Genomic DNA, 26035 nt, shown 5'->3' with positions numbered 1-26035 from the left:
GTTTTGTCTCCTTGAAATTTGGTGAAGTCAGTGTGGGGATTAGGCGAGCTTTCGCAGCGCCTCGTAAGCGGGGGTTGTCAGGAAGTCTGGCAGGTCTTCGCCGGTTGCCGTTTCGGTGAAGATGTTTGCGGCAAGTTCGTAGCGGCCCTGTTCATAGGCATCTGCGCCGATGGCTTCGCGGATCTTGGCGAGCTCCTCGCCGAGAATTTCCATGAACCAGTCCTGTGAGAACGAACGGGCTTCACCATTCTGCGCGATGATGCTGGCCTGATGATGCAACCACTGCCAGATCTGGCTGCGGGAGATCTCAGCTGTTGCGGCATCTTCCATCAGATTGTGGATCGGCACAGCGCCGCGACCATTCAGCCAGGCGGCGGTGTATTCAATGCCGACGGAAATATTGGTGCGCACACCCGCCTCGGTGATGTCCCCGGTGTGCGGACGCAGAAGGTCGTCCCGACGGATCGGCGGGAAAGTCCGCTGGCTGCGTACTTGATTGCAGGCCGGCATGTGCTCGTTGAAGACTTCCATCGCCACAGGCACGAGCGCAGGGTGAGCCACCCAAGTGCCATCATGACCCGCCTTCACTTCGCGCAGCTTGTCGGCGCGCACCTTTTCAAAGGCCGCCGTGTTTGCCGCCTCGTCATTCTTGACCGGAATCTGCGCCGCCATGCCGCCCATCGCATGGGCGCGGCGATTGTGGCACGTCTTGATCAGCAGCAAGGAATAAGCATTCAGGAATGCGCGGTCCATGCCGACCTGCGCACGGTCTGGCAGCACGTAGGCTGCGTTCTTCCGAAGCGTCTTGATGTAGGAGAAGATATAGTCCCACCGGCCACAATTGAGGCCAGCGATGTGGCGGCGGAGTTCGTAAAGGATTTCATCCATCTCGAATGCAGCGGGAAGCGTTTCGATCAGTACGGTCGCCTTGATGGAGCCTACTGGAATTCCGAGCGTTTCCTGCGCGAACTCAAAGACCTCATCCCACAGGCGTGCCTCCAGATGGCTCTCCATCTTCGGCAAGTAGTAGAAAGGCCCAAGGCCCGAGGCGTGCAGTTTCGCGCCATTGTGGAAGATGTGCAGTCCGAAATCGAACAGGCTGGCGGAGATGGGTTGGCCGTCAATGAGGAGGTGCGCCTCTTCCATGTGCCATCCGCGAGGGCGCACGATCATCACAGCGGTCTCTTCGCCGAGCGCATAGGATTTGCCAGACTTCGGGTCCGTGTAATCCAGGCTGCCATTGGCATAATCCTGCATGTTCACCTGACCGTCGATCATGTTCCCGAAGGTCGGTGACGACGCATCCTCGAAGTCAGCCATGAACATCTTGGCGCCAGAGTTCAGCGCGTTGATCATCATCTTGCGATCAACAGGGCCCGTGATTTCCGCGCGGCGATCCTGGAGAACCGCCGGGATCGGGGCAACTTCCCAGACGCCATCGCGGATTGATTTCGTTTCAGGCAGGAAATCCGGCAGCTCCCCGGCATCGAACCGCGCCTGACGTGCGCGGCGCGCAGCGAGAAGCTCACGACGCCGGGAACCGAAACGGCGCTCAAGGCGAACCAGAAAGTCGAGCGCACCCTCGGTCAGCACCCGGTCTACGCCCTCTACCCGCTTCAGGACTTCAATATGGTCAGCCTCTTTGGGGGCCCGCTCCAACGCTTCGACAAAAGTCATAATGTGCCTCATCAATCAAACTCGAATTGACACAACACTATTTACACTTCTTCCGAATATCGAGTATGCAATTGTTTCTATTGGGTTTTTATGTTTACGATGTAAGGTAAACCCAACGGTAATTGTAAAGTTTGTAAATCTTCAGGGTATTTGATGAGCCAGCGAAAAGAGAAACTCCTCATTGGCGCGAAGCTTCGACGGCTTCGCCGCACGCTTGGACTGACGCAGGCCCAAATGGCCGAAGACCTCGATGTCTCAGCCAGCTACATCAATCTGATCGAGAGCAATCAGCGCCCCGTGAGCGCGAAACTGCTCGTGTCCCTCGCACAAATCTACGATTTCGATCTGAGCGATGTGGGCGGCGCAAGCGACGCCCGACTGGCCTCCGAACTCATGGAAGCGCTTCGCGACCCCGTTTTTGAAGCCGGGCCGATTGGCAAGAATGACGTCGAAGATGTCGTCAACGCCAATCCGGACATCGCGAAGGCGTTCCTCCGTCTCTATTCGCGCCATCAGGAGATGAATATCCGGCTCTATTCGGACGCCAACCCAATGGCAGACCGGGAAAAGGTCGAAGTGCTGGAACAGACGGATCGGAGCGTGGATTCCGTTCGTGAATATTTCCACGAAAACCGGAACTACTTCCCCGAAATCGACGAAGCGGCAGAAGCGCTCTCAGCCGAATTGTTTCTGACCACGGATGAACCTCATACCACCCTGACAGACCGCCTGAAGAAGCAACACAATTACCAGGTCCGGATTGTCCCGGCTCATGTCATGCCAGACAGGCTACGCTATTTTGATCGGCACCATCGCAGGATCGATCTGTCAGAACTGCTCCACCAATCCGGACGACGCTTTCAGCTGGCCGTCCAGATCGCCATGCTGGAATATGCCCCCCTTATTGAAGCGCATGTCGAGAAAGCCAAATTCCCGGATCGCAGCGCGCGAAACCTGGCCAGCGTCAGCCTGGCAAATTACTTCGCCGCCGCGTTGCTGATGCCGTATGCGCGCTTCCTCCGTGAATGCGAAACAACGAAATATGACATTGAGCTGCTCAGCCATCGGTTCGGCGCAAGCTTTGAACAAGTCGCCCACCGCCTCACCACACTTCAGAAACCGGATGCACGCGGCATCCCCTTCTTCTTCGTCCGAATGGACAGCGCCGGCAATGTGTCCAAGCGTTTCAGCGCGGGGCGGTTTCATTTTTCGAAATTCGGTGGCGCCTGCCCGCTCTGGAATATCCATGATTGCTTTGCGACGCCTGACCAGGTTCGCACCCAAATCATTCAGATGCCGGACAATACGACCTATTTCTCAATCGCCCGCACGATGTCACGGTCGGAAGGCGCCTTTGACCGGCCGCCAACCAAGTACGCCATCGGCCTTGGGTGTGACATCGCCTACGCCCCCCGCCTGATATATGCGCAGACACTCAATCTGCCCGCCATGCAGGCGACGCCCATTGGAGTGAATTGCTATATGTGCGACCGGAACAATTGCCCATCCAGGGCCCACGCTCCGCTAAACAAGAAACTTGTCTTCGATACAAGATCGCGCGGTATCTCTGTCTTCAGCTTCGAGCACGACTAGCGGACCACAATCGCATTCCCTAGGAAACGGGTTTGTCACCCGCGATCGTGACCCGGAAACCGGATCTGACTTCCGGGAAATAGTCCCAAACCGCCAGGTGCTGGACGGCACGGTTGTCCCAAAAGGCGATGGAGTGCGGTTTCCATCGAAACCGTATCTGAAAGTTCGGATTCTTCACGTGGTCGAACAGGAAGTTTAGAACCGCCTTGCTCTCCTCATCCGACAATCCCTCAATATGGGTCGTGTAGGACGAATTGACGAAGATACATTTCTTTCCGGTCACCGGATGCCTGCGAATGACCGGATGGGTCGCAACCGGATACCGTTTATCATAATCCTTGAACAGAGCATGATAAACCGGATTGGCGTCATGCACCGCCTCCAATCCTTCGAGATATGTTTTCATCCGTTCAGACAAGGCGTCATAGGCTTTGTACATGCTGGAAAACATCGTATCCCCGCCCGTTTCCGGAACGGTGTGAAGATAAAGGATACTACCAAGTGGAGGTTCTTCATCTGCACTCAAATCCGAATGCCAGCTCTCTCCGGCAACATATTTTGAGTCCGCATCGGCATGAATGGCCACAATCTCTGGATGTCCATCGATGCCAGCCACCGCCGAATGGATCGCGAGAGGCCCAAACAATCGCCCCAGATCCTTGTGCGCGTCATGACTGATTTCCTGGTCACGAAAGAAGATAACCTGGAACCTGGCCAGCGCATCTCGCAATTCGTCTGCCTGGCTGGGTGAGAGGGGCCGGGTCAGATCAATTCCATCCAACTCGGCCCCCATGTAGGGCGTGACTCGATTTGCGGTGAAATGCTGGTACGTCTTGTCGCCGTCAAATTCGGACACGTCTATTTCCTTCTAATAATTTGGCTTCGCTTCAGATCAGAACTCAAATCCGAATGTGACGAGCAATTGCCGCGGAGGGACATACTCATTGCTCACAGTTCCGCTTGAGTAAGGATCCACGAACCGGCCCGAGATACCCTCTTCATCTCCAATATTCGTGATCGAAGCCGACACGAACCACGGCGCTTCATTCGGCTGATACTGGAAGTACGCATTCCAGAGGCTGTATGATGGCACATCATCCGCGCCAGCCGTGTTGAAAATGCGCGCCTCATACTCTCCAACATATACATTCTCGATGCGAGACGTCAGCTCACCATGATCACCAACTGGCTGGAACCAGGCCGCATACAGATTGTATGTCAGGTCAGCGAGATTTGGCGGGGTGTTGCCCTCGACCTGCACGCCTGCAGACTGACGCGCGAGAAACCAGTCATAAGACCAAGGATATGTAGCGCCTGAATTCACCGCTTCATCTCCGGCGAGGTCAGCAAGGCGGCGATCCAGCGCCACATAGTCAGCAGTGACCTCCCCGTCCAGCATGGCCATATTGCCGCCAAGCATGAGCTGGTCGTTGAAGGTCAGATAGCTGCCCTCCAGTTCGATACCATATGTTTCAGCTTCAGGAATGTTGCCAATGCCCCCGGCATAGGGGATCGGATCCTCTTCGATGAACTGCATGTTTTCATACTGATTGAAGAAGACCGAGGCGTTGAGCGTTGCGCGGCCATCAAGAAATGTGTTCTTGGAGCCGAACTCGATCGCCTCCACAGTCTCTTCATCATATGTCGAGGAGACAACAAGTGCGCCTGACGTTCCGCCATTCAGTCCGCCCGGCTTGTAACCGCGTGACCAGCTCGCATACACCATCGAGTCTTCGGATATATCGTAATCAAGCCCGACTTTCCCGGTCCAAGTCTGTGTTGCGAACGAACTGGCGGTCGGCGTTGAATAGTACGAAGCACCCTCGCCGTCATACTTGTCGTCATTGTAACGCGCGCCGACTGTTGCGCTCAGGTTTTCCATCAGCGGGATTGTCGCCTGAAAGAACGGAGCAATCGACTCACGATTGACGGTCGAAATGTTTTCATAGGCAAGGTTTGAAGGAATTTCCGCCGGAGTGGTGTCACGAGGCAGAACTGGGAGGCCGGGAATGGAGGTGACGCCAAGCTCCCGGTATTCGACCACATATTGAGCCGAGTCCGTGTTCGAATAGAATACGCCTGCAATCCAGTCGATTCCGGATTCCGGAAGTGAGCTGATTGTCAGTTCTTCCATGAAGGTTTCGGCTTCTGTAGCCCACGTCGCAACATGATCGTAGCCGCCATAGGTCGCCAGATCGAGGCGATCGGCGTCAAACGACTGGTCATGCGACATGTCCTGATAACTCGTCACAGACTTCAGCGTCGCGAAAGGAAGCTCGTACGATACGTTGAGCGTGGCAAGTTCCGACCTCAGCTTGAACTTTGCGGGAAAGTCCTGCGTGACTTCGCGAATATCAGGATTGGGGTCCTCAATATTCTTCAGTGCTCCGCCATTATGCTTGTCATTGTATAGCGTATAGGAAAGCGTTGTGGACAGCTTGTCCGTTGGCTCCCACAAGGCGGCGAGGCGATAATGCTCATTGTCTGCGTCATCCAGCTCATAACCGCCATCAATACTGGTGGCCGTCGCATAGCCATCATGAGACGTTTGCTGGATTGACCCGCGGATCGCCGCTGTTTCACCAATCGGCACATTATAGGAGGCAAATCCCTGAACGTAGTTGTAGTCGCCCAGAGTTGCCTTGAACGTGCCCTTCGACTCTCCAAGCGTTGGCTGGTTCGTGATCACGTTGATCGACCCACCGGTTGAACTCTGTCCGAACACAGTGCCCTGCGGGCCGCGAAGGACTTCGATGCGATCTACATCAAAGAACCCCATATTGAGCGCGATGGAATTTGGCAGGAACGCGCCGTCGACATGAAACGACACACCCGGAATTGTCGCGAAGTTCTCTGGAGTCTGCTGGCCTACACCGCGAATGGTGACGATGCGCTCAGACCCGCCACTTTTCGTGATCATGAGGCCGGGAACATACCCATTCAGCTGGCTCGGATCCGTGATGCCCGCCTGCTCCAGGATATCCCCGGTGATAGCGCTCAGCGCGATTGGCGCATCCTGAAGAGTGGTTTCCCGCTTCTCTCCGTACACTGTTATCTGGTTCATGTTGCGGATGTCATCTTCATCACCCGCCGCATCATCGGCAAATGCAACACCACCGTGAACCAGCGCAACACTCAGCGCTGCAACAGCAGCACCACACTTCATAAAACTTCTTTTGTTCCGACCCATGACATTACCCCTCAAGCTGCAGAAAATCACAAACTTTGCGATATCTCACGCTAGATTGGGGTTCTCGTCCTGACTTGATTTGGAGCGCCAAAATAGTTGCAAAAGCTGAACCACCAGAAACACGAAACTTACTCTCCACACACACCAACAGGTTGTATTCGCAGCCACAGCGGACGCTTCACAAGGACTTACGCTTTGAGAGCATCGGCGGAACCAGTTTCCTGTGTCGTGCCTGTGAGTTGAAGCTTTGACAATCCCGGGTCCCTCAAAACCTGGATAAACAATGCCAAAAGCCCCAGCGCAATTGCGAACACGAAGAAAACTGGCGCGAATGAGCCGACCTTGTCAGCGGCCAGTCCAGCTGCCAAGGGACCAAAGGCGGCAACCGAGGAAATCTGGTGCGACACGCCCAGCAATTGGGCACCCAGTACCCTGCCGAAACGCTCAATGAGCACGACCATCGTCGCGACAACGGTGATCCCCCACCCCGCGCCAAACAGCAAGGAAGACACCACAACGATGGCCGGGCTCATGGCGATCGCAAACAGCACAATCCCTACAGCTTGCAAGGCCATACTCACGGCCAGCAAGTGTTTCGACGAAAACCGCTCACAGAGCGGTCCAGCCAGGCCTTTGAATGCCAAGGATACAAACGCCATGAAGCTGAGGCCAAGTGCCCCAACGGAAGGCGATAGCCCAATCAACTTCAAATGACTGACAGCCATTGAGTGGACGGTCGTGACGCATGCGAGATTGAAGGTTACCGCCGCCGCAATGACCAGAAAGAGCGGACGAAACACTGCCGTTTTCCAGTTCTCGGAACTTCTTGCCGCCGAGCCCTCCAGCGCGCCCTCATTGGTCTCCCGTTCCCGATACGACGTCTTGTCCTTTGGAATGGCCAGCGCGCCAAGGATTACCAGCATGCCACAAACCCCGGCCAGAATGGTCCAGTTTGCACGCCAACTCGTCCACTCGACCACGTAGTAACTCAAGCCTGGGCCCACGATATCGCCAATGCCGCCAAGCATGAGATACAGGCCGATCATCCGGGCCGTTCGGATCGGGAACCATTCTCCGATCAACCACACCGCCGTGACATTTCCGGCAAGGGAGAATCCCGCTCCGACAAAGCACATGGCCGCAAAAAAGGTCATCAGCGCTTCGCTCGCGCTCGCCAGACCAAACCCGGCACCGACCAGGACGAAGCCGAGTGCAAATGTCTGTCGTGCACCAATACGCGGAAGCAGAAAGGCCGGCAGAAACCCTGTCAGCCCGACGGCGAGCCCAAGCACGGTGAAACCCAATCCGGCGGACGTGTAGCTCCACCCCAGATCGTCCGCCATAACAAACAGGACGACGCCGAGTGATGCAAATGTGCTGGCATTGAGCACGAAGAAGCCGCCGACCAGAATGGCAAAGACCAACCACTTTCGAAACATGCTCGCCATCCTGTCAATGTGAGGGACCAAGCATCAAAGGTCTCACATCGGGGGCGATCAATATTGTCGCTGTGCGCACTCCGAGTTTGTATTTGCGCCCAGTCGGAGCGGTCGTGCTCCGATTTCGTGTTACCCTTCCAGGGTGTCCAGGACTGTTTGCGTGTCAGCCAGCAAAGCGCAATTCTTCTCCAATGCCATGAGCGCACCGACATGAAGTATCTCTTCATAAGCCGCGCACGCATCAGAAACGACGACGACGTTGAAATTGTGATGAAAGGCAGACCGAGCGGTCTGGTCGACACAGCAATCCGTCGTCACGCCCGCCATCAACACAGTATCAATGCCGCGCGCCTTCAATTCCGCGTCGAGTTCCGTGCCATGAAACCCATCGAACAGAACCTTCGCTATATCGAGATCACCATCCTCCGGGACAAGCTGATAATAGTCTGACCCCGCCTCATCCGCACGGCATATCGCGTGCTGGCCCGGCTTGCCGCGCCAAGCATAGAGGTTCTTCAAGGCGTCCGTGTCTGTTTCATCCCGGGTCACGACCTTCAGGAAACAGATGGTTCCGCTCTTTTGCTTGAGCGCCTCACGAAGACGAGCCATCTGGGCCATTGCGATGTGCGCTGGGCGAAGGTCAACGCCCGCCTGCCCGATCACGCCATCTGGCGAAACGAAATCCACCTGAACATCGACCAGGACCAAAGCGGTACGTGCAGGATCAAGTATCTCGCTGAGCAACTCGGACCCGACATGCGGCAAGTCAGATACAGACGGCAAAGCTGTCATCTATGCCGCCCCGGCGAGAGACGGAAACTTTGCGCGCAACTTTGGAAGCACTTCTTCCGCAAATTTCGGCATTCCCTCAATATAGTCGGGGAAGATCAGCATGAGGCCATCCAGACCCGACACTTCCAATTGCTGTGACAGACGCTCCACAACTGTATCAGGCGATCCTGCAACGTGCGGCGACATGAACGATGATCTGGCCTTTTTCACGAACGCATTCTCCTTGCCGATTTCGGCATCCAGGAACCCGTAGGCGCGCATCATACCGCGCAGGGCCTCTTCATCGAGACCATCCCGATAGTGCTGCGCCGTCGCTTGAGCCTCTTCATCTGTGTCGCCGAGGACAACGGTCATCATCGCGTACGTGCGGATGTACCGCCCCATTTCGGCGGCGATGCCTTTCACCTTGTTACTGGCAGCGGCCAGCACTTCAGGAACGTCGCCAGACAAGAAGATCGCGTCCATTTCGTTCGCGCTGAATCGCATTCCCTTTTCAGACGTACCCGCACAAACAAGGAATGGCTTTTTTGAAGGCTTGGGGTTCGAAACACAGTCATCCAGTTGGAAATACTTGCCATCCATCGTGACAGAAGGCTCGGTCCACAAGCCCTTGATGGCCTTGATCCACTCGTCGGCAAGGTCGTATCGGGCGTCGTGGTCAACATCGTCCGGCCACATACCCATTTGGGAGAACTCGCCCTTGTAGGAACCCGTGACCACATTGAGCCCTGCCCGTCCGTTCGATACCTGATCCAGCGTAGCAATCATTTTCGCGACCGTTCCCGGATTTTGCAGGATCGTGTGGACAGTGGTCCAGACCTTCACGGTTTTGGTGACTTCTGCCAGCGCTGCCATCGTGACCGTCGCGTCGAGTGTCGCATCCCACTGTTTGGTTTCGCCGCCATATCCGCGATACTTTGCCATGGACATGATGAAGTCGTATCCCAGCTCTTCTGCCAAAACCGCGACTTTGCGGTTGTAGGCATATGACCCATCGAGCTCCGGCTTGTTTCTCGACAGGATCCACCCCCCATTGGCGATCGGCATGAAGATGCCCAGATCCTTGCCTCCGGTATCGGATGGCAAGTCAAACTTGGTTGGAGAAACTGGCTCTGACATGTCTTCAATTCCCTCATTTCGATACCGTACTATCACCAAGACAAGCCATCCGGTTCTTGATTTCTCGCGCCTCAACTATTGATCGGCGACCATCTTCCACAGGCGCTCACATTTCCTCAGGCGCAACTTCCACGCACAAACCCGACAGCTCTTCCGTCATGATGATCTGGCATGATAGCCGGGATTGGGGCCGTGCATTGTCGGAGAAATCGAGCAACTCTTTTTCCGGTTCGGATGCCGCCCCCGTACGATCCAGGAACTCATCCCCCACGAAGACATGACAGGTTGCGCACGCGCAGGCACCCCCGCAAATCGCAGCGATATCTTCGGCGCCAGAAGCAGATATGGCCTCCATTACGCTATGGCCAGCGGTTGCCTCTATGACGACCTCTTCTCCGGAGCGCTTGATCACTTTCAGTTCGGGCATTCAGCGTCTTCTTCTGTGGCTTGATCAGGAAATCATTCTGGGCACGGCAGCGTCCGCGACATGGAATTTGCCGATCACTTCATCATCGACACCTTCCCGAGGCTTTTCCCTGACCTGCACGACACCATTCTTGCCAAAACCCTCCACAACCGGTCGCCCTGCATCCCGGCTGAGCCACAAGCGCAGAAGATGGCGTTTGCGTTGCGGTTCAGGATGATCAAAGAACTCCGTACGAGAATGAAGTGCGGCGTAGTTGGATAGCCACTGAATATCACCGGGGCGGAAATCCATATCGATCGCCATGCCTGGCTCATAGGTAATTTCGTCAAACAGCGCGAGCACTTCCTTTTGTGCGTCCGTCAGCTTCGGCACCCCCGGATATTCCTGCGCCGTCAGAATATAGAGCGAGCCCGCATACATGCTGAACACGCCTTCTTCGATACTGATCACCGGCGATGTGTACGTGTTGGCCGGGGCATTGTGATCTTGCCGCCGCCAATCCCAGTGAAACGGCTCCAGCAACAATGGCGCAAGGTCGGGCCGGCGGCGCAGAATTTCATTATAGATCTCGGCTCCTGACACCAGACAGGATGCGCCCCCTTCCTTGGCTGGCCTCAGGCACATCAATGCGACAATGTCAGAACTGTCGGAATGATAGACGAGCTTGTCACGCACCTTTGATGAGAGCGCCGTCGGGTCATCCATCGTCTTGTCGGATGTCGCGTAGATATGGTCAATCAAATCTCCCATCTCATTTTGACGGATCGGATCGCCCATGTGCAGGCCGAGAATGTAATAGATCGCCGAGGACAGGGCATCCGAATACAAATGGGTACGCAATCCTCGCACCAGCACGAAGCCGCGCCCCGTGTCGACATCCCGGCCCCAGGCTTCCACCGCATTCGCGCAGGCGGTCAGCGGGTACTCAGATGCCTGCACGAATCGAAGGTCTGGATCCACCTCAACAAACCGGGCTCCGAGGTCCTCCAATTCCTCTACCTGCTCAGGTGAAAGATGGTAGATCCATTCCTCGCCCGCCTTGATCTCATCGCCACGCCAGGCCGCCGCGGTCGTCACAGGTTTGCACACAGTTTCAGTCGTCATCATGGCCTCCAGGCTCAGGAAATTCAGCAAATTCGGAATTGAGAATATCAACGCCGGATGCATCGGTCTTGCACCGAGCGACATGAATTCTTGTGGCGTGCTGAATTGCTGAAAAAGGCATCACACTGCCTCCACTGACACAGAATGCGTGAGCTCTTTGAACGCATCCATAGCATCAAGCTGGCTTCTGAGATGGTCGGTCGCGTATTTGTACGCATCCGCGCCCAATAGCAGCAGCCGCGGCGGCACATCCATCTCCACCAGGTGCGCAATCGCCGATGCGATCTTGCCAGGGGCGCTTGGTTCCCGGCCCTTGCCTTCCGAAAGCACTTGATGGGCCATATGGGCCGTCGTTTCGTAGTCCGGAATAGTCGGCTCGACTGCGCGCAAGGAGCCGCCGGCGAAATCCGTGCGCATTCCCCCCGGCGCCACATTCGTCACATGAATGCCAAGTGGCGAAACCTCGTCCGCCAATGTCTGACCAATACATTCGAGCGCATACTTGCTTGCGCCGTAAATTCCGGTTCCTGCCCACGGCGCAAGCCCGCTGGCGGAGGAAACATTCACAATGTGCCCCGCGCGTCGCCGGCGCATTCCTGGAAGCACGGCCTGGATCATGGCGATGGCGCCAAGAACGTTTACGTCGAAAAGCGATCTGATTTCCTGAATAGAGGTTTCCTCAATGGCTCCAGTCAATCCGTATCCGGCATTGTTCACAAGCACATCAATCGGACCGTGTTCTCTTTCAGCTTCAGCTACTTTCTCAGAGACTTCATCGAAGTCAGTCACATCAAGCAGCAGCGCAATGGCGCGCCCGCCCGCCTGACTGGAAAATTCCTTGTGATCCTGTTCAGAACGCACCGTGCCGATCACACGGTCGCCTTGCTCCAGCATTTGTAAAGCGATCTGCTTTCCCAGCCCCTTGCTGACGCCGGTAATCAACCAGGTCTTCATCCGGGAACCTCCTCCGACTCCATCTCGAAGATGATCAGCTCAACATCTTCCCGCGAGGGCATGGATGCGGCGGCGCCATCTTTCTCAACGGACAAGGATGCCGCTATGGATGCGTATTGCATCGCTGCATCAAGTTGGTCGCCCATGGCAAGTCGCGCGCACAAGGTTCCACAGAAACAGTCGCCTGAACCGGTTGTGTCTCGCGCTTTCGTGCGTCGCGCGGGTGTTACGTGCAGGTGATTGCGACTGATTGCCAGCGCACCCGCGGCACCACAAGTCACGATGATAACCTGATCCGCACGCGAGAGCAGCGTCCTCGCAATTCGGGTGATATCTTCAATATCTTCCGGAAGGCTCTCAATTTCTGCATAGAATGCGAGTTCAGACTCGTTCATCACGATGATGTTCATCACGTGGAACAAGTCATCGCGCGCCCGCAATATTGCTGGCGCCGCATTCAACACAGCTGTCGTATTGGAACCTGCAAGCGACGCACAATACGCAAGTGTCGTTTCGATCGGCGTCTCCAATTGGGACAAGACAACTTTCGCGTCGGCCCGCTTTGGCGGAACGACCTTGAGCTGAGCATTTGCGCCGGCATCGACGACGATGTGATTTTCGCCTGCTGCGTCCACGCAGATATAAGCGCGACCGCTCCGCATGGATGGCAACTTTTCGATATCGCCCGAAGGCACAGAAAGTACCTCCAACTCTGAAATGAGCCATGCCCCGTCCTCATCATCTCCAAGGCAGGCATAGAATTCCAGATTGACCCCAGACCGCGCGGCGGCAACCGCTTGGTTGGCTCCCTTCCCACCGAGATAATGATCAGAGCCTGTTGCAGAAACAGTTTCCCCCGGCCTTGGCAAGCTGGCAACACGAAGCACAACATCCAGATTGACGCTTCCCAATATGGTCAGGTCTGCCATCAGCTGATCACCTCCTGATCGTGAGCAGATGAGTTCTTGCTGAACTCCGGAAGCAACAGGATCAGGACAGTGCCAAGCAAGAGCAGACCTGCGAGCACCCATACCGACGTCACATAGCTGCCCGTGACGTCAAAGCCGATATCCATCAAGACCGGCGCCCCTCCCTGGAAGACTATGACGACGGAGTAGAAGACCCCAATGATCGTTCCGAATGAGCGAAGCCCGAAATAGCGGGACACAAAATAGGACAGACAGCCAAACTCTGCCCCAAGCCCAATGCCCATCAAAGCTGCGCCGATGTAGATGGTCGGCAGGGCCGTTCCATACTGGAAACAAAGCAGGCCAAGGATCGCCGCAGCAAACATGGGCACCGCTACTTTTGGCGTATAAAAACGGTCCAGGAAGTATCCCGTCATGACTTGCCACCCCGCAGTTACCAAGGCGAAGATACTGATGGCCAAGGTCGCGGATTGAAGGGAAATGCCGCGATCCATCAGCATGGGCACCACATGGGTAAAAATGGCGGTCATGCATCCGGCGCCAAGGGCGACAGCCGCCATGAGAATCCAGAATGTCCGCATGGACGCTGCTTCGCCAAGACTAACGCCGGATAGCGTCTCCGTTGCGGGAGAAACTCGCGCACCTCTTTCGCCCTTCTGGATCACCGCCAGCCGGCCAGGCGCGTCCCGCAGCAAGGCGAAAAGAACAGGGAACCCAAGACAGAAGACAATCAGGCCAATCCCGATATAGGCGCCACGCCACCCGAACTGTACCAGCATCAACCCCGCCGCAATTGGCATCAAGGTCGATCCAAGCCCATTGCCGAACCCTGCTGCCACCCCAAGCATCAGTCCCCGCTTTTCATCGAACCACTCGGAAATCACCTTGGAATAAGCAGGCGTTGACGGGATGGCCCCCGCCGCGCCGACAAGCGCAAACAGGGCGTAGAACTGAAGTACGGAACCATTCGCCAGCGCCAATCCCGCAATTGCCGGAGCAAACACAGCGCATCCGAAAAGGATAATGCGCCGTGAGCCCCATTTGTCGGACAATCGACCGGCGATGGGATATATGATCGCCGACATGACAGCCGTTAGCAGCAGGACTCCAGACACAACTGACCGCGGCCAACCAAACTCTGTCGAAATCGGCACAAGGAACAAGCTGAAGACCGCACTGACGGCGGGCGTTGTGCTGACAATATTCCCCACCGTTGCAGCAACGACCACACCCGTCTTGCGAGTTACCGCCTGCTGCCCGATAGCGTCTGCGCCCGCCAGGTCGGTCATTCGCTGGTATACCCCTCTGGGATCACCGGATCTGCTCCGCCTTTGCGCCAAAGAATGATCTGGTTGCCCCACGGGTCTTGAAAGGAATCATTGAAGCCATTGAATTCCTTCCAGTAATGATTTCGCCAAAGCGTCTTTGCTCCGCGCGCCTCCGCCGCTTCCATGATCCGGTCAACCGAATCATCTTCGCTGACCAAAACCCAGAGCCGGGATGTGCGGGTCTCTGTCGATAGCGCCCGGGGATCCACTCCTGCCGGATCAGGGTTGGGGCGCAAGTTCTTCACATTGCCGATCCCGATATGCAAATTGCCGATCTCGCTGTCCGACCCATCCGGATTCTTGAAGTTTCCACCCGGCACCATGCGGCAGTACTGGCCATCCATCCGGACGTCGTCTTCCCAACCCATGACTTCGGCATAGAACTTTCCAGCCGCCACGGGATCGTCCGACATCAAGTCAACGAAGATGAGTGTGTTTGGATTTGGCATATAAATTCCCTGTACTTACTTATTCGGTATCAAATGATGCATAGTGTCATGCTAGGCGCGACCTTGGGCAAACTCTTGATACTCGCCCCATAATTTGTTGACCTCAGCCTCATCCTGGGCGCGGTTTGCCAGCCCTGTCCGCCGATGCTCGCGCGGCGACAAACCAAACTGCTCCCGAAAGCTGCGACTGAAATGAGCTGAACTGCTGAAGCCCCAGCGAAACGCCACTTCGGAAATAGATTCCTGCGCGTGGAGCGGACTGATCAGGTCCGCATGACACCGCTCCAATCGACGTTTCTTGAGATATCCGCTGAAATTGTGCCCATCCGCAGCGAACAGGCGTTGCAGATAACGGGGAGAAACACCAACCTCATCTGCCGCCTTCACAATCGTCAGATCAGGATCCCACAGGAGCGTTTCCAATGTCTGTTGGATTCTGTGGAGATGGGCCGCTCTTGCGCCCTGCGCGCCACCAAGCGATCGCGTGTCTGCAATTTCAAGCAGCTTGCTCGTCAGCAACTCGATCAAGGCAAGCTCAACCGGGGGCAGGTCCTGAGTCGAGATGTCGCCAAGCTCATCGGCCATGACGAGAAGCATGCCCAGCAGCATTCGTCCAACACCAACGCTGCCGTCAATTGTGCCGGATTTGTAATGGGTTGGCGCAATCAGTCGGCCACCCAACGCCACATCCGGAATGCGCACAAACAGGATCGCATTATCTTCACTCACTTCCAGACGGGAGTCGTGTCGCGTCGCGCCGTACACGATCATATTCTGCGTCACGTCTACAGCCACGCCGTCAGAACTGAAGCGCGCATTCCCTTTCAGCAGGACAAGCAACCATATGCCCGCGCCCTGCTCCAACTCACGCCCATCAATGACCTGGCGTCCAGACTCGATGCGTGCGAATTGCAAGCCCAGCGCCGAAGACTGAATGGTCATCCGCCCGTCAATCGGTTGCCCTTCCGGATCTGACACGAAAGGCAGTCGCAACCGCCGCATGGCGTTGGCCCAGGCCGCATTCCTCTGCGTGGCAGGCACTGATCGTGTCTGGAACCGCCAGGTCGTGGGGTGTTCTGAAGGGTGCACGTGCCTGCTCCGCCCTATTCGGCAGCAACCGCAGCCCCGACAGCAGACGGATCGCGCCTATCCCATTCCGCCAGATAGCGGTCGACAAGCCATTCATTGAATTGCGCTTGCGCGCCTTCTTGCCAGGAATACCGCCCACGTTTTGCAAAGCGGGAGCGCAGGCCCAGTTGAACCATCTCGTCCACATGCCAATCCTGAGCGATGATATGAGATGTCGAATTCATGATCATCTCCATCTTGTGCTCATACGCCTCATCCGCCATCGCGCCGGGCGCCACAAGTACGCCCGTGTCCATGTAATGCGTTTCAGGACTGTCAGGCCGGATGATCAGATAGATGACCATGTCGCTGGTCATGACCAGTGACAGGCTGGGCGGGATATTTGCAAACGTCATCCGGTTGCGGGCTTCATCGGACAGTCCCGGAAAAACCGGCAGTACTGCCTTCTGCGTGGGATTAAAGCTCGCGTCAGGATGAAGCGTACCGTTGAACCGCAGATAGCCTGCGGCCCCTTTCGGCGCATCGGGGAAACTTGCCTGTTCTGACGGCACAAAATCATGCAACGGGCCGTGGTGCAGGCGGCTGGCGTGATAGCCATCATTGTTGTTCTCGAACATGACTTTCCAGTTCCACATGAGGCGTGGCGCCGGGTCAGGTCGGGGCCCTTCCGCATTGGCCAGGTCGTAACCACTGATCGCTTCCTGAACATGCGTCAGACGGGGCGCCAGTGGCGCAGCATTCTGATCGAAATTGATGAAGATGAACCCTTCCCACACCTCAACCTTGAAATTCGGAAGCCCATTTGCCTTGCGGTCGAATTCGCAAGTCTTGTTCATCGCCGGCGCGCCGACCAGATCACCATCCAGCGAGTAGCTCCAATGATGATAGGGGCAAACAAATCCACGCGCATTTCCGCTGCCTTCGGCAACCAGCATCGCGCGGTGCTGGCAAACAGACGACATTGCCTTCAATTCGCCTTTGCGATTTCTGGCCACGACAATTGGTTCGTTTACGGTGGAGGTGGTGAAATAGTCGCCCGGCTCTTTCACCCATTCTTCCCGGCCGACACACAACCAGTCATGCGTAAAGAGGGCTTCCTTCTCAAACTCGTAGAAATTGGCGTCCGTATAGCATTCTGGCGGAAGCGTTTCAGCTTCGAGAACATCTCCTTTTGAAGATGCCAGAGACTGGATGAACTCTTCGGTGATGGTGATCGGCATGCCCTGAATGTCCTCTTCTTGTCAGCATCACCCTGTCATTGGCGGCCCGTCCATTCTTGTCTCTGCGCGCACAAGAACTTGTTGGGCTCGCGATTTTCGCCGTATCACCGGGAAACGCGCCCTTACGCCGTGAACAATTCCTTGCGGATAATGGCATGGACTCCCCAGTTCCCATTGACGACCTGAGTAATCCCGAAATCCACGCCGACAGAGAGCAGCGAGATCGCCTCATCCTCATCAAGGTCGCGTGCGGTCATCAGGAAACGACGCGCTTTGCGGAACGCATCCCGCATGGCCAGATCAATTGAAGACTTCTTATAGATGTCACTCTGTGCAGATGCCCCGAGCTCTTTGAGATAGTTCGGATGGCTAAAGCCGAAGATCACCCATTCGTCCTGGGTTTCCAGAAGAGGATAATCGAGATCCCGGATATGCCCTCTCTTGTCGCTCGCCCGATGCAGAATAGGCTGGATAAGCGCTGTCATTGAACACTCGATTGCCGTCCCACACAGCTCCGAGTCTCCTTGCGACGCATGCGGATCACCGAGGGACAACAGCGCACCCGCCACACCGACAGGCAGAAACAGGCTGGACCCCGGCGCAATACGCCAATTGTCGAGATTACCTCCGAAATTGCCTGGCGGAATGGAGTCGACCAGTTTGGATTGCGGCGGAGCAACACCAATCACCCCAAAATGCGGACGCACCGGAATCTCGATGTTGCGAAGGACATCATAGTTTTTCTTGATCGTGCTCGTGTCCACAGGCAAGCCGGGATAATCGTACAATTCATGCACAATACCAAACGGATCTGTCTGAGGGGTCCAGCGATAATTGTAGACGGCACGTGCACAGGACCGCCCCATCTCGCTCTCGACTTCATAAATGGTAATGACTTCGCGTTGTTTCGGTTCCGTCAGAAGATCATTATACTGAAATCCCCAATACGCTGCAGCATTGCTGCCGAATGACTGCCCCGCATATTTCGGGTTCCCGCTGGTCCGCGGCTTCAGTTCCAGAATACGGATCTCGACAATGTCATTCGGCTCTGCCCCCGCGATCTCAATCGGGCCAGTGCAGATATGAACACCAAAGCCCTCACCCGCGCCGCGCCCTGTTGAGGAAGACGAATCCAGGGCGCCCGCCCCTCGTCGGTTGATGGTTTTACCCTCCGGAGTCCAGCGATAGATATCCTCAATCGCCGGGTCTCCCATGACCATACGCTCATGGTCGTCATTCGCATGATGCGTCAGGGTTTCAACCGTCACATAATCCCCGGATTCCACGGTCAGGACTGGCTTCAGCGAACTGCTGAAATGCCCCCAGTGAATGGTTTCAGGCGTAACTGGCAAATAGTGATGCCGGGCTCCATGCTGGACCGGAACGTGCGGCAGATCCGATACGTCAGAAGTTTCCTGTTCGATGTCATCCAGCATCTCGTCAGCCTGGGATTCGATCGCCTGATCTTTCGCTGTCGGCGGCCGTCCCCGTTGCGGGGCTTCGGCTTGCGCTTCTTCCTCTTGCGGCGCTCTGCGATACTCCCGCGGGCTCATCCCGTACTGTTCTCGAAACGCTCGGCTGAAAGACGCGCTATCGTTGAAGCCCCACTGGAACAAGATGTCCGAGATGGAACGCTGTGCATGTAACGGGCTACGAAGGTCCAGCCGGCACCGCTCCAGCCGCCTGAGTTTCACAAAATGACCGAAACTATCGCCAACAGATTCGAACAATTTCTGAAGGTAGCGCGGTGAGATATTGTGTTCCTTGGCGACCTGATGAAGGTTCAGGTCAGGATCACTCAAACGCATCTCGATGGTCTGGAAAATTCGCTCCAGCAACGCCGCCCGGACGCCGGCCGCGCCGCCCAACTCCTTGGTAGAAGCTTCGCTCATAAGCGCCGTGGAAATGAATTCAGGCAGCGCCACCTCAATGGGACGCATCTGGTCATCGTCGACATCCATGATCGTGTCGGCGACAGATCGCAACAATCCTGACAACATGCGCCCAACGCCTGTTTCAGAGACAAGATTGGAGATGTCAGCTTGCGGCTTTGAACGCAGACGCAGTGCCGGATGCGTGACCGGCACCTGAACCATCAAGAAGCGATTGTCGCGCTTGAAATCGAGCGTGACATCCAGATCGCCAATTCCATAAACGATATCGCCCTCGGAGACATCGATGGAGTTGGTTTCCGTTTTGGCGACGAGGTCACCTTCCAGCAGCATGATCAACCAGAACTGGGAGGGGCCCTGCGACAGGTCCAGGCGGATGACGTGTTCCGTGGACGTGATGCGGACAAATGTGAAATCCTGAGCACTTCGATAGCTGACCAATTCGCCATACAGCTCTCCCTCATGCTCCAGAAGCTCCATGGAAAATCGCTGTAACGCGAAGTGCCAAGCGTCCTTCCGCTGCTCCTTCGGATACGCATTGGTTGTAAACTGCACCGACTGGCTCCGTTCCGCTCTCGCTCTCAGTCCTCACCCAATGCTGATCCTCGGACCGCCACTACAGCGGTCAATGAAACCTGCATCTCACACTGCAGGACACAGGTGACGCTGCCTGACTTTTGAGCAGCATCTACCCATTCCGCCGCCGATCACGCCCATTTTGGCCGGGCTGACAGGGGTCACCGACGCGCAGGATCAATCCGGATCTTTCACGACGCCCTTCTCCGGGAAGATGTTGCGATCAATCTTAACGTGAATTCCCTGCGTCCCATCGACGACTTGCGTGATTCCGAAATCCGTCGCGACGCTCATCAGGGAATAGGCATCATTGCGGCTGAGATCCTGATGCTCGGTAAGCAGGTGGAGCATATCCAGCGACGCATTCTTCATCGCCTTGTTCAGGTCTTCATCGAACCCGTGCACGATCCAGTGGTCCGGCGTCTCAAGCAAGGGGGAAGGGAATTTGAAATCCTTGCGCAAGACAATCTGGAACAAAACGTCCAACGATGCCTCGATGGCTGTGCCACTGATCTCGCCGTCTCCCTGGCTGACGTGTGGGTCGCCAATCGAGAACAGGCCACCCTTTACCTGCACGGGATAATACATCGTCGCGCCTGCGCCGATGCGCCAATTGTCGATATTGCCGCCATGCAGGCCCGGCGGAATGGTGCTGACGCGTTCATCAACGGCCGGTGCCACCCCAGCCGTTCCAAGATGGGGCCGGGCGGGCACGCGAACGCCGGTCAGAGCGGGCTCCTTGTCACAATCAGGGCAATGCGTGATTGTCCCCGGAATCAGATACTTGCCTTCAAAATCATAGGCGTACAGCGCATGAGCCGTATTGGAATTCGGGTCTAGCTCGTAGATTGTTACGCGCTCTTTCTCGCCAAACTCCTGGTAGAGATGCCCCCAATTGGCGGCAAGGTTCGAGCCATAATTGCATCTTGGCACCATGCGAAAATACCGAACTTCCAGCATATCGCCTGGTTCAGCACCTTCGACATAGATCGGCCCGGTCATGATATGCACACCGGGAGCGCGGTCTTCTGGCTTCACCCCTTCCCAGATCGCCTTGACGGTTTCATCCATCATCAGATCCGGCGCGTCGCCCGCATGGTGCGTAATTGCTTCGGCCTGAATGAGGTCGCCGCTCTTGACGTGCAAGGCTGGCTTTATGTTTGGATGGAAGTATCCCCAGTGAACCGTTTCAGGCGTCGCCTTCAGATGATGCAGATTTTCGGGCTGGACCTGAACCTTGCTTTTCCGGGTGTCTTCAATCAACGCCATACCTAACTCCTTGAACCAAACGCCGTGTACGAAATCTGGCTGCAAGGCCGGCACTTGGTCTTGTTCAAATGCGCCCAACTAGTTGCGCATGCTTGTCACCCCCCTCAAATGGGGAGCAGGTTCAAGTTTGCGGTCGTCCACCAACAAGACAATCGTCACCATGTCGCCTACCAATCCCTTTTGGATCAGTATCGGGAACAGACTATGCCAGAGACACCGTCCACCAGAATGCCCACCTTGTTCATTCCGCATGGCGGAGGTCCCTGCTTCTTCATGGACTGGAGTCTGATGGGTGGCCCTGCCGATACGTGGGACCAGACCGCTGCATGGCTGAAGAGTATTCCGGAAAGTCTGCCCGAAAAGCCAAAGGCGCTTCTGGTGATTTCGGCGCATTGGGAAGAAGACGAGTTCACGCTCTCGACAGCGTCGAAACCCGGCATGATCTTTGACTATTACGGCTTTCCACCGCACACTTACGAATTGAACTATCCGGCCCCGGGCGCCCCCGAACTGGCAACGCGAGTGTCGCAGCTCATCACGCAACAAGGGTTGCCGGAGCCGCGCAACACGGATCGCGGCTTTGACCATGGCGTGTTCGTGCCGCTTCTGGTGGCATTTCCAGATGCGGACATCCCAATCCTAACTTTGTCGCTGACCAAGGATCTGTCACCGGAAAAACACCTTATCCTTGGCGAGGCGCTTTCTGCCCTCAGAGATGAAGGTGTGCTGATTATCGGCAGCGGCATGAGTTACCACAATATGCGCGCGTTTCGGACACCCGCGGCAACCGCCCCGTCAGAAGAATTTGACCACTGGCTGACGGACACAATCGAATCCGATTCAGGAGACGCGCGATGGAATCGCCTGAGCAATTGGCTGTCAGCCCCCCAGGCACGCAATTCTCACCCGAGGGAAGAACACTTCATTCCGCTAATGATTGCGGCCGGCGCAGCCCGCGATGATGCTGGGCGCAAGATTTTCTCGGACAATGTGATGAACGCTACAGTCTCCGCCTTCCAGTTCGGCTGACCTGGACATTCGCCGGACTGAGGGCCTAGTCTCGCTCTCCATAGTTGCGAGCGATAATTGCGCAGACAATCAATTGAAGCTGGTGAAATATCATCAGGGGAAGGATTATGACTCCTACCTGCGCTGGTGCAAACATCGCCGCAGCCATCGGCACACCGCTCGCCAGGCTTTTCTTGGATCCACACATGACGAGGGTGATTTCGTTCTCTTTCGACAATCCGGTCAAATGAGCTGTCCTGCGTGTCACCAGCAGCACGACTGTCAGGACAACCGCACTCACGAGCAAGATCGTTGCGATATCCAAAGCGGACACTCTCTGCCAGATACCCTCCACCACCGCCGCGCTAAACGCCGTGTAGACAACCAAAAGGATAGCTCCGCGGTCCAGCTTTGACAAAATCGCCTTGTTCCGATCAATCCAGCGTCCGATAAGAGGACGGCTGAGATGTCCGATGATAAAGGGCGCTAAAAGCGTCAGCATGATCGAGCGCATGACGCCCAGCATGTCCCCGCCACCCGATTGCAACTCCGAACGCATGAGCAAGCCCGCGAGCAAGGGCGTGATGAAAACGCCAAGCATGTTGGATAGAGACGCCGTGCAGACTGCCGCAGCGACGTTTCCGCGAGCCATTGATGTGAATGCGATAGACGATTGCACCGTGGACGGCAGAATGGTCAGGAACAGAAAGCCCATTTTTACGCTGGGACTGATCAGCATATCGGGCAGACAGCTGACCGCGAGGCCAAGCAGCGGAAAAAGAACGAATGTGCTTGTCAGGACAAGGCCATGTAGCCGCCACGCGCCAATTCCGCCAAGAATGGCTTCGCGTGACAGTTTCGCACCGTGCATGAAGAAGAGGAGGAAAATCGCCCCCTTCGTCAACCATTCGAATCCGATCGCCACATCGCCGCGACATGGAAGAATGCTCGCGGTCACGACGACGCCAAGCAGCACCAACGCATACGGGTCCGGCTTCAACCATTTGACCCAGCCAGAACGCGGAATCCCCTTTGGCGGGTTCGGGTCTGACGCTTCAGGGTGAGGGGACATAAGTTCTCCGCAATCGGGTTCATCACACCCGAATTTGAGTTGGCCAAATATCTGGATCGCTACTCCGCGGGTTGACGATATGGCACGTCATTCGCGTCCGCGGGCACATCAACCTGCCCCTCTTGCGCTTCCGCAGGATATGGCGGCTTCATGAACAGAACGAACATGAAGACAAGCGCAGACAGGACCGAAAGGATCAGGAAAATAAGAGAGAAACTCCCGGATACATCGCGGATGACCCCTCCGATCACCGGACCCAGCGCGGAGATTGCCCCCGTCACACACATGGCGGAGAAAAGTTCGAGATTGTACTTTCTCCCGAAATAATTGAGCAGCAAAACGGTACACGCCAACTGGGTGGTACCAAATCCAATCCCCGTCCCGAACGCATACAGCAACAGCATCACATGATCGGTTGTCAGCGCGAGCACAGCGCACCCGATCATCGTCGCGAACAGCGCAAACGTCGCCAGATGCTTCGGATCGAAAATATCTCCCAACGCGCCCGAAAACCCTCGGATGAGTACAGCAATCAATGCCTCAATGCTCAGCATTCCCCCGGCCACGGTTTCGGAAACGCCGCGCTCGATCAAATGGCCCACCGACAGGCTCGTGACTGTGACGAGACACATCATGTTGAGGCAATAAGCGGCTGCCAGGATTTTGAACTGCGTGGTCTGCATCGCCAGCTTGGCGGGCCAGTCCTTGGTGGTGCGGTAAATATTCCGCCCAAACCGCGAAGCTGGAGAGTCCGCCTGGTCGGGCATGATGACCGGAGCGGGATCCTCCACCTCTGGAACTTCAAGCTCCTCTTTGGCAGGTCGGCGAAAACTCCGTTCGAGACCAATGATAACGGCACAGAGTATCGCCGCAGCCAAAATCGCAAGCGCCTGATACTCCCAGTAATTTCGCCAGGTCTGCCCTTTCAGGGCAAGCACTCCCAAGACCATGAGCGGCCCCACCACTGTGCCCAGGCCGCTGATGGTTGCGGCCACTCCAAGCGCGGTGGACTGGCGCTTGAACAGACGACTGACCATGAAAGTCGTCGGGATTGACGCCATCATCGGATAGGCCAGACCGCAAATTGCCGCCGCCAGATAGTACTGGATGAGATTGTCGACGCCATGAAGCAGATACAAGCCGAGACTGGCGAGCACTCCTCCAAGGAGAATGGTGTTTCGTACGCCGATCCTGCGAATGAGAAATGGCGGAACGGATGAGGCGAGCCCGGTGACGGCGCCAAGCACGGTGAAACCGAGCCCGGCTTGCGACCAGCTCCATTCAAGATCCATCACCATGAATGGCAGTACGACCCCCAGGGATGAATATGTCGCCGCGGCCAGCAGCAGCTCCAGAGAACTCATCGCGACCAGTTGGCTGCCTGCCTTGAACGGGATTGCGGCTTTGATCATTCTGCCTGCTCCTGCTTGGCGAAGGGGTTGTCTCCATACACATCAGACCGGGAAGTCATCTCGCCCCCTTCGGATTCTGACGCCCGGCCACAGAGTGACAGGGCTGTCAGCGCGTAAATCAACGTGCTTTTGACCATGTCCTCCGGGGTCGGGCGCCAACGGGGGAACCCGGTTGTCACGGCAGGAATACGGTTCATGTTGAAAACGTTGTGGTCGCGCCACATGCTGGAATAGACCGGGTGGGCAAGTTGCAATGGCTCGCCAAGCGTGTCCCGAGTGGCGGCATCCACAGCGGCCACCAATGGCCCCACGCGCGTCTCGTCGGCAGCAAATCCATGCCGCACGACCACCGGCTCAATATCGAATTCGCCGAGTCCCTGTTTTCGCAAATGAGCCTGCAAGCTTCTGAAGACCTGACCGACTTCAACATGCGGCGGCAAGCCGACCTCAAGATACAAAGAGCAAATTTCGGTGCCAGCTCCGAACGCATAGGGCACTCCCCCGCGTACCGAAGAGATCTGGGTTTTCGGCTTCGCAACGCCGCCATCTGACGAATAGATATTCTCTTGTTCGTACACTCGCCCCCAGTCCAGCACCGACTGGATCGCATCGCCCAATCGGTAGATCGGGTTCGGATGATCAGACGCACGCTCCGGATTGTCGAGAAGTGGAGTGAATACCCCTTCCCCGAAAAGCTGGATTCGGAAGACGGCGTAACCGCATGCGACCCAGGTCAGCCCGAAGTCGCAGCCCTCCGCGGCAATGGCGTAATCTGGCGCCACCCCACCATGATAGAAGGCGTAGTGCGTGCCGATTTCCTTGCCCATGTACTGAACGCCCCGCGCCTCTTCGATCGGCTCGGGGCCTATCTCTCCGGGCGATGCGGTCAGGTAAAGGCGCCCTGACAAGTCTATACCGCAGGCTTTCAGGGCCTTTGCCGCCATCAGGAAGCACACCATTGGCCCCCGATCATTCGAGATTGGAAATCCGTGAAATGCGCCATCCTGCAGCCAGCACTGGTTCCATTCCGGGTTCGCCAGCGTTTCAGGCCTGAATTTCTGCGCATCCAGATCAGGGTCCCAGGTCGGGCTCTCGGTATCGAGGTGGGCCGTAAAGAGCAGGCTTTTCCCGTCGCCCTTGCCTCCATATGTGGCGATAATGTTTGGACGCTCGGGTGTCGCCCCTACTTTTCTTGGCGCGAAGCCTTCACGGGTCAGCCAATCAAACACGTACTCAGCCGCAGATGCTTCCTGCATTGAGGGGCTGTCGATGTTGCCAAGCTCCAAGGCGGTGCGCGTCAACTCATCCTTGTCGATGGCCGCTTCGATGGCCTTGCGTTCTTCCGGTGTCACTTCATACGCGACAGGGGGCAGATTTGGAAATGCCGGGCTTGCTTCTGTCACGCTGGTACCTGATCCGTTCGGGGGTCGTTCTACTCTGCCAGAAAAGAAATCATTTCAAGCCGCAGCAAGTCTTGATCTGCGCCGCACAGTTTC

21 protein-coding genes are annotated in these 26035 nt (G+C 56.3%); 2 read left to right on the top strand and 19 right to left on the bottom strand.

Translation table 11 applies throughout. The features are described 5' to 3' along the window. Nucleotides 1-39: 39 nt before the first annotated feature. On the bottom strand, nt 40-1677 hold the full coding sequence (aceB, locus tag HF931_RS09855; protein WP_051602866.1) for a malate synthase A: 1638 nt from the start codon (nt 1675-1677) through the stop codon (nt 40-42). A gap of 153 nt (nt 1678-1830) precedes the next feature. Here aceB and HF931_RS09850 point away from each other — a divergent pair, with 153 nt between their 5' ends. After that, nucleotides 1831-3270 (top strand): helix-turn-helix domain-containing protein, encoded by a 1440-nt coding sequence (locus HF931_RS09850; RefSeq protein WP_035554685.1) that lies wholly within the window; start codon nt 1831-1833, stop codon nt 3268-3270. A 19-nt stretch (nt 3271-3289) separates the two neighbouring features. Here HF931_RS09850 and HF931_RS09845 read toward each other — a convergent pair whose 3' ends face one another. The 15 genes from HF931_RS09845 to HF931_RS09775 form a co-directional block, all read right to left on the bottom strand. Then, a complete protein-coding gene (locus HF931_RS09845) occupies nt 3290-4126 on the bottom strand; it encodes a TauD/TfdA dioxygenase family protein (protein ID WP_035554683.1) in 837 nt (278 codons plus the stop codon). A 36-nt stretch (nt 4127-4162) separates the two neighbouring features. Continuing rightward, complete coding sequence (locus HF931_RS09840) at nt 4163-6436, bottom strand: TonB-dependent receptor (protein WP_155841981.1); 2274 nt, start codon at nt 6434-6436, stop codon at nt 4163-4165. Nucleotides 6437-6648: 212 nt separating this feature from the next. After that, entirely contained in the window at nt 6649-7899 is a 1251-nt protein-coding gene (locus tag HF931_RS09835) for an MFS transporter (RefSeq protein ID WP_035554679.1), read from the bottom strand. Nucleotides 7900-8028: 129 nt separating this feature from the next. Further along, nucleotides 8029-8691: a cysteine hydrolase family protein gene (locus HF931_RS09830; protein ID WP_206741216.1), complete on the bottom strand. Its 663-nt coding sequence runs from the start codon at nt 8689-8691 to the stop codon at nt 8029-8031. Further along, the gene (locus HF931_RS09825; RefSeq protein ID WP_035554677.1) at nt 8692-9810 is read right to left on the bottom strand and encodes an LLM class flavin-dependent oxidoreductase; all 1119 of its coding nucleotides are present in this window, start codon (nt 9808-9810) and stop codon (nt 8692-8694) included. A gap of 106 nt (nt 9811-9916) precedes the next feature. Beyond that, entirely contained in the window at nt 9917-10237 is a 321-nt protein-coding gene (locus HF931_RS09820) for a 2Fe-2S iron-sulfur cluster-binding protein (protein ID WP_035554675.1), read from the bottom strand. Between the two features lie 24 nt (nt 10238-10261). Further along, complete coding sequence (locus HF931_RS09815; protein ID WP_199285774.1) at nt 10262-11341, bottom strand: TauD/TfdA family dioxygenase; 1080 nt, start codon at nt 11339-11341, stop codon at nt 10262-10264. 120 nt (nt 11342-11461) lie between these two features. Next, nucleotides 11462-12295 (bottom strand): oxidoreductase, encoded by an 834-nt coding sequence (locus tag HF931_RS09810; protein ID WP_035554673.1) that lies wholly within the window; start codon nt 12293-12295, stop codon nt 11462-11464. Then, nucleotides 12292-13224, bottom strand: coding sequence for a ribokinase (locus HF931_RS09805; protein ID WP_273239907.1), 933 nt, complete (start codon nt 13222-13224; stop codon nt 12292-12294). The genes HF931_RS09810 and HF931_RS09805 overlap by 4 nt, the downstream gene beginning before the upstream one ends. Next, nucleotides 13224-14513, bottom strand: a complete 1290-nt coding sequence (locus HF931_RS09800; RefSeq protein ID WP_051602865.1) for an MFS transporter — start codon at nt 14511-14513, stop codon at nt 13224-13226. Before HF931_RS09800 ends, HF931_RS09805 begins: the two co-directional genes overlap by 1 nt. Then, complete coding sequence (locus tag HF931_RS09795; protein ID WP_035554669.1) at nt 14510-15001, bottom strand: VOC family protein; 492 nt, start codon at nt 14999-15001, stop codon at nt 14510-14512. Before HF931_RS09795 ends, HF931_RS09800 begins: the two co-directional genes overlap by 4 nt. A 51-nt stretch (nt 15002-15052) precedes the next feature. Then, nucleotides 15053-16090 (bottom strand): helix-turn-helix domain-containing protein, encoded by a 1038-nt coding sequence (locus HF931_RS09790; RefSeq protein WP_273239904.1) that lies wholly within the window; start codon nt 16088-16090, stop codon nt 15053-15055. Nucleotides 16091-16104: 14 nt separating this feature from the next. Then, nucleotides 16105-17310 (bottom strand): aromatic ring-hydroxylating oxygenase subunit alpha, encoded by a 1206-nt coding sequence (locus tag HF931_RS09785; protein WP_035554667.1) that lies wholly within the window; start codon nt 17308-17310, stop codon nt 16105-16107. Nucleotides 17311-17432: 122 nt separating this feature from the next. Next, nucleotides 17433-19757, bottom strand: coding sequence for an acetamidase/formamidase family protein (locus HF931_RS09780; protein WP_035554665.1), 2325 nt, complete (start codon nt 19755-19757; stop codon nt 17433-17435). Nucleotides 19758-19955: 198 nt separating this feature from the next. Continuing rightward, the gene (locus tag HF931_RS09775) at nt 19956-21047 is read right to left on the bottom strand and encodes an acetamidase/formamidase family protein (protein ID WP_035554663.1); all 1092 of its coding nucleotides are present in this window, start codon (nt 21045-21047) and stop codon (nt 19956-19958) included. A 204-nt stretch (nt 21048-21251) separates the two neighbouring features. Between HF931_RS09775 and HF931_RS09770 the strand changes: the two genes are divergently transcribed. Beyond that, entirely contained in the window at nt 21252-22076 is an 825-nt protein-coding gene (locus HF931_RS09770; RefSeq protein ID WP_035554661.1) for a DODA-type extradiol aromatic ring-opening family dioxygenase, read from the top strand. A gap of 25 nt (nt 22077-22101) precedes the next feature. Here HF931_RS09770 and HF931_RS09765 read toward each other — a convergent pair whose 3' ends face one another. The 3 genes from HF931_RS09765 to HF931_RS09755 are packed head-to-tail and all read right to left on the bottom strand — an operon-like array spanning nt 22102 to nt 25942. After that, nucleotides 22102-23127: a bile acid:sodium symporter family protein gene (locus HF931_RS09765; protein WP_273239900.1), complete on the bottom strand. Its 1026-nt coding sequence runs from the start codon at nt 23125-23127 to the stop codon at nt 22102-22104. A gap of 59 nt (nt 23128-23186) precedes the next feature. Next, complete coding sequence (locus tag HF931_RS09760) at nt 23187-24539, bottom strand: MFS transporter (protein WP_051602863.1); 1353 nt, start codon at nt 24537-24539, stop codon at nt 23187-23189. Next, nucleotides 24536-25942, bottom strand: a complete 1407-nt coding sequence (locus HF931_RS09755) for a zinc-binding metallopeptidase family protein (protein ID WP_273239898.1) — start codon at nt 25940-25942, stop codon at nt 24536-24538. Before HF931_RS09755 ends, HF931_RS09760 begins: the two co-directional genes overlap by 4 nt. Between the last annotated feature and the right edge of the window lie 93 nt (nt 25943-26035).

Origin of the sequence: Hyphomonas atlantica corrig., from assembly GCF_017795365.1 — a bacterium.
GTDB classification, from domain to species: domain Bacteria; phylum Pseudomonadota; class Alphaproteobacteria; order Caulobacterales; family Hyphomonadaceae; genus Hyphomonas; species Hyphomonas atlantica.
Note: the sequence above shows the minus strand (reverse complement) of the source record. Positions and strands in the feature narration are given on the sequence as shown.

Coding starts and splice junctions, on each gene's coding strand:
- HF931_RS09810 (WP_035554673.1), bottom strand. CDS start 12,295: ATGAAGACCTGGTTGATTACCGGCGTCAGCAAGGGGCTGGGAAAGCAG.
- HF931_RS09805 (WP_273239907.1), bottom strand. CDS start 13,224: ATGGCAGACCTGACCATATTGGGAAGCGTCAATCTGGATGTTGTGCTT.
- HF931_RS09840 (WP_155841981.1), bottom strand. CDS start 6,436: ATGAAGTGTGGTGCTGCTGTTGCAGCGCTGAGTGTTGCGCTGGTTCAC.
- HF931_RS09765 (WP_273239900.1), bottom strand. CDS start 23,127: ATGTCCCCTCACCCTGAAGCGTCAGACCCGAACCCGCCAAAGGGGATT.
- HF931_RS09820 (WP_035554675.1), bottom strand. CDS start 10,237: ATGCCCGAACTGAAAGTGATCAAGCGCTCCGGAGAAGAGGTCGTCATA.
- HF931_RS09835 (WP_035554679.1), bottom strand. CDS start 7,899: ATGTTTCGAAAGTGGTTGGTCTTTGCCATTCTGGTCGGCGGCTTCTTC.
- HF931_RS09830 (WP_206741216.1), bottom strand. CDS start 8,691: ATGACAGCTTTGCCGTCTGTATCTGACTTGCCGCATGTCGGGTCCGAG.
- HF931_RS09770 (WP_035554661.1), top strand. CDS start 21,252: ATGCCAGAGACACCGTCCACCAGAATGCCCACCTTGTTCATTCCGCAT.
- HF931_RS09760 (WP_051602863.1), bottom strand. CDS start 24,539: ATGATCAAAGCCGCAATCCCGTTCAAGGCAGGCAGCCAACTGGTCGCG.
- HF931_RS09850 (WP_035554685.1), top strand. CDS start 1,831: ATGAGCCAGCGAAAAGAGAAACTCCTCATTGGCGCGAAGCTTCGACGG.
- HF931_RS09775 (WP_035554663.1), bottom strand. CDS start 21,047: ATGGCGTTGATTGAAGACACCCGGAAAAGCAAGGTTCAGGTCCAGCCC.
- HF931_RS09825 (WP_035554677.1), bottom strand. CDS start 9,810: ATGTCAGAGCCAGTTTCTCCAACCAAGTTTGACTTGCCATCCGATACC.
- HF931_RS09815 (WP_199285774.1), bottom strand. CDS start 11,341: ATGACGACTGAAACTGTGTGCAAACCTGTGACGACCGCGGCGGCCTGG.
- HF931_RS09785 (WP_035554667.1), bottom strand. CDS start 17,310: ATGCCGATCACCATCACCGAAGAGTTCATCCAGTCTCTGGCATCTTCA.
- HF931_RS09795 (WP_035554669.1), bottom strand. CDS start 15,001: ATGCCAAATCCAAACACACTCATCTTCGTTGACTTGATGTCGGACGAT.
- HF931_RS09800 (WP_051602865.1), bottom strand. CDS start 14,513: ATGACCGACCTGGCGGGCGCAGACGCTATCGGGCAGCAGGCGGTAACT.
- aceB (WP_051602866.1), bottom strand. CDS start 1,677: ATGACTTTTGTCGAAGCGTTGGAGCGGGCCCCCAAAGAGGCTGACCAT.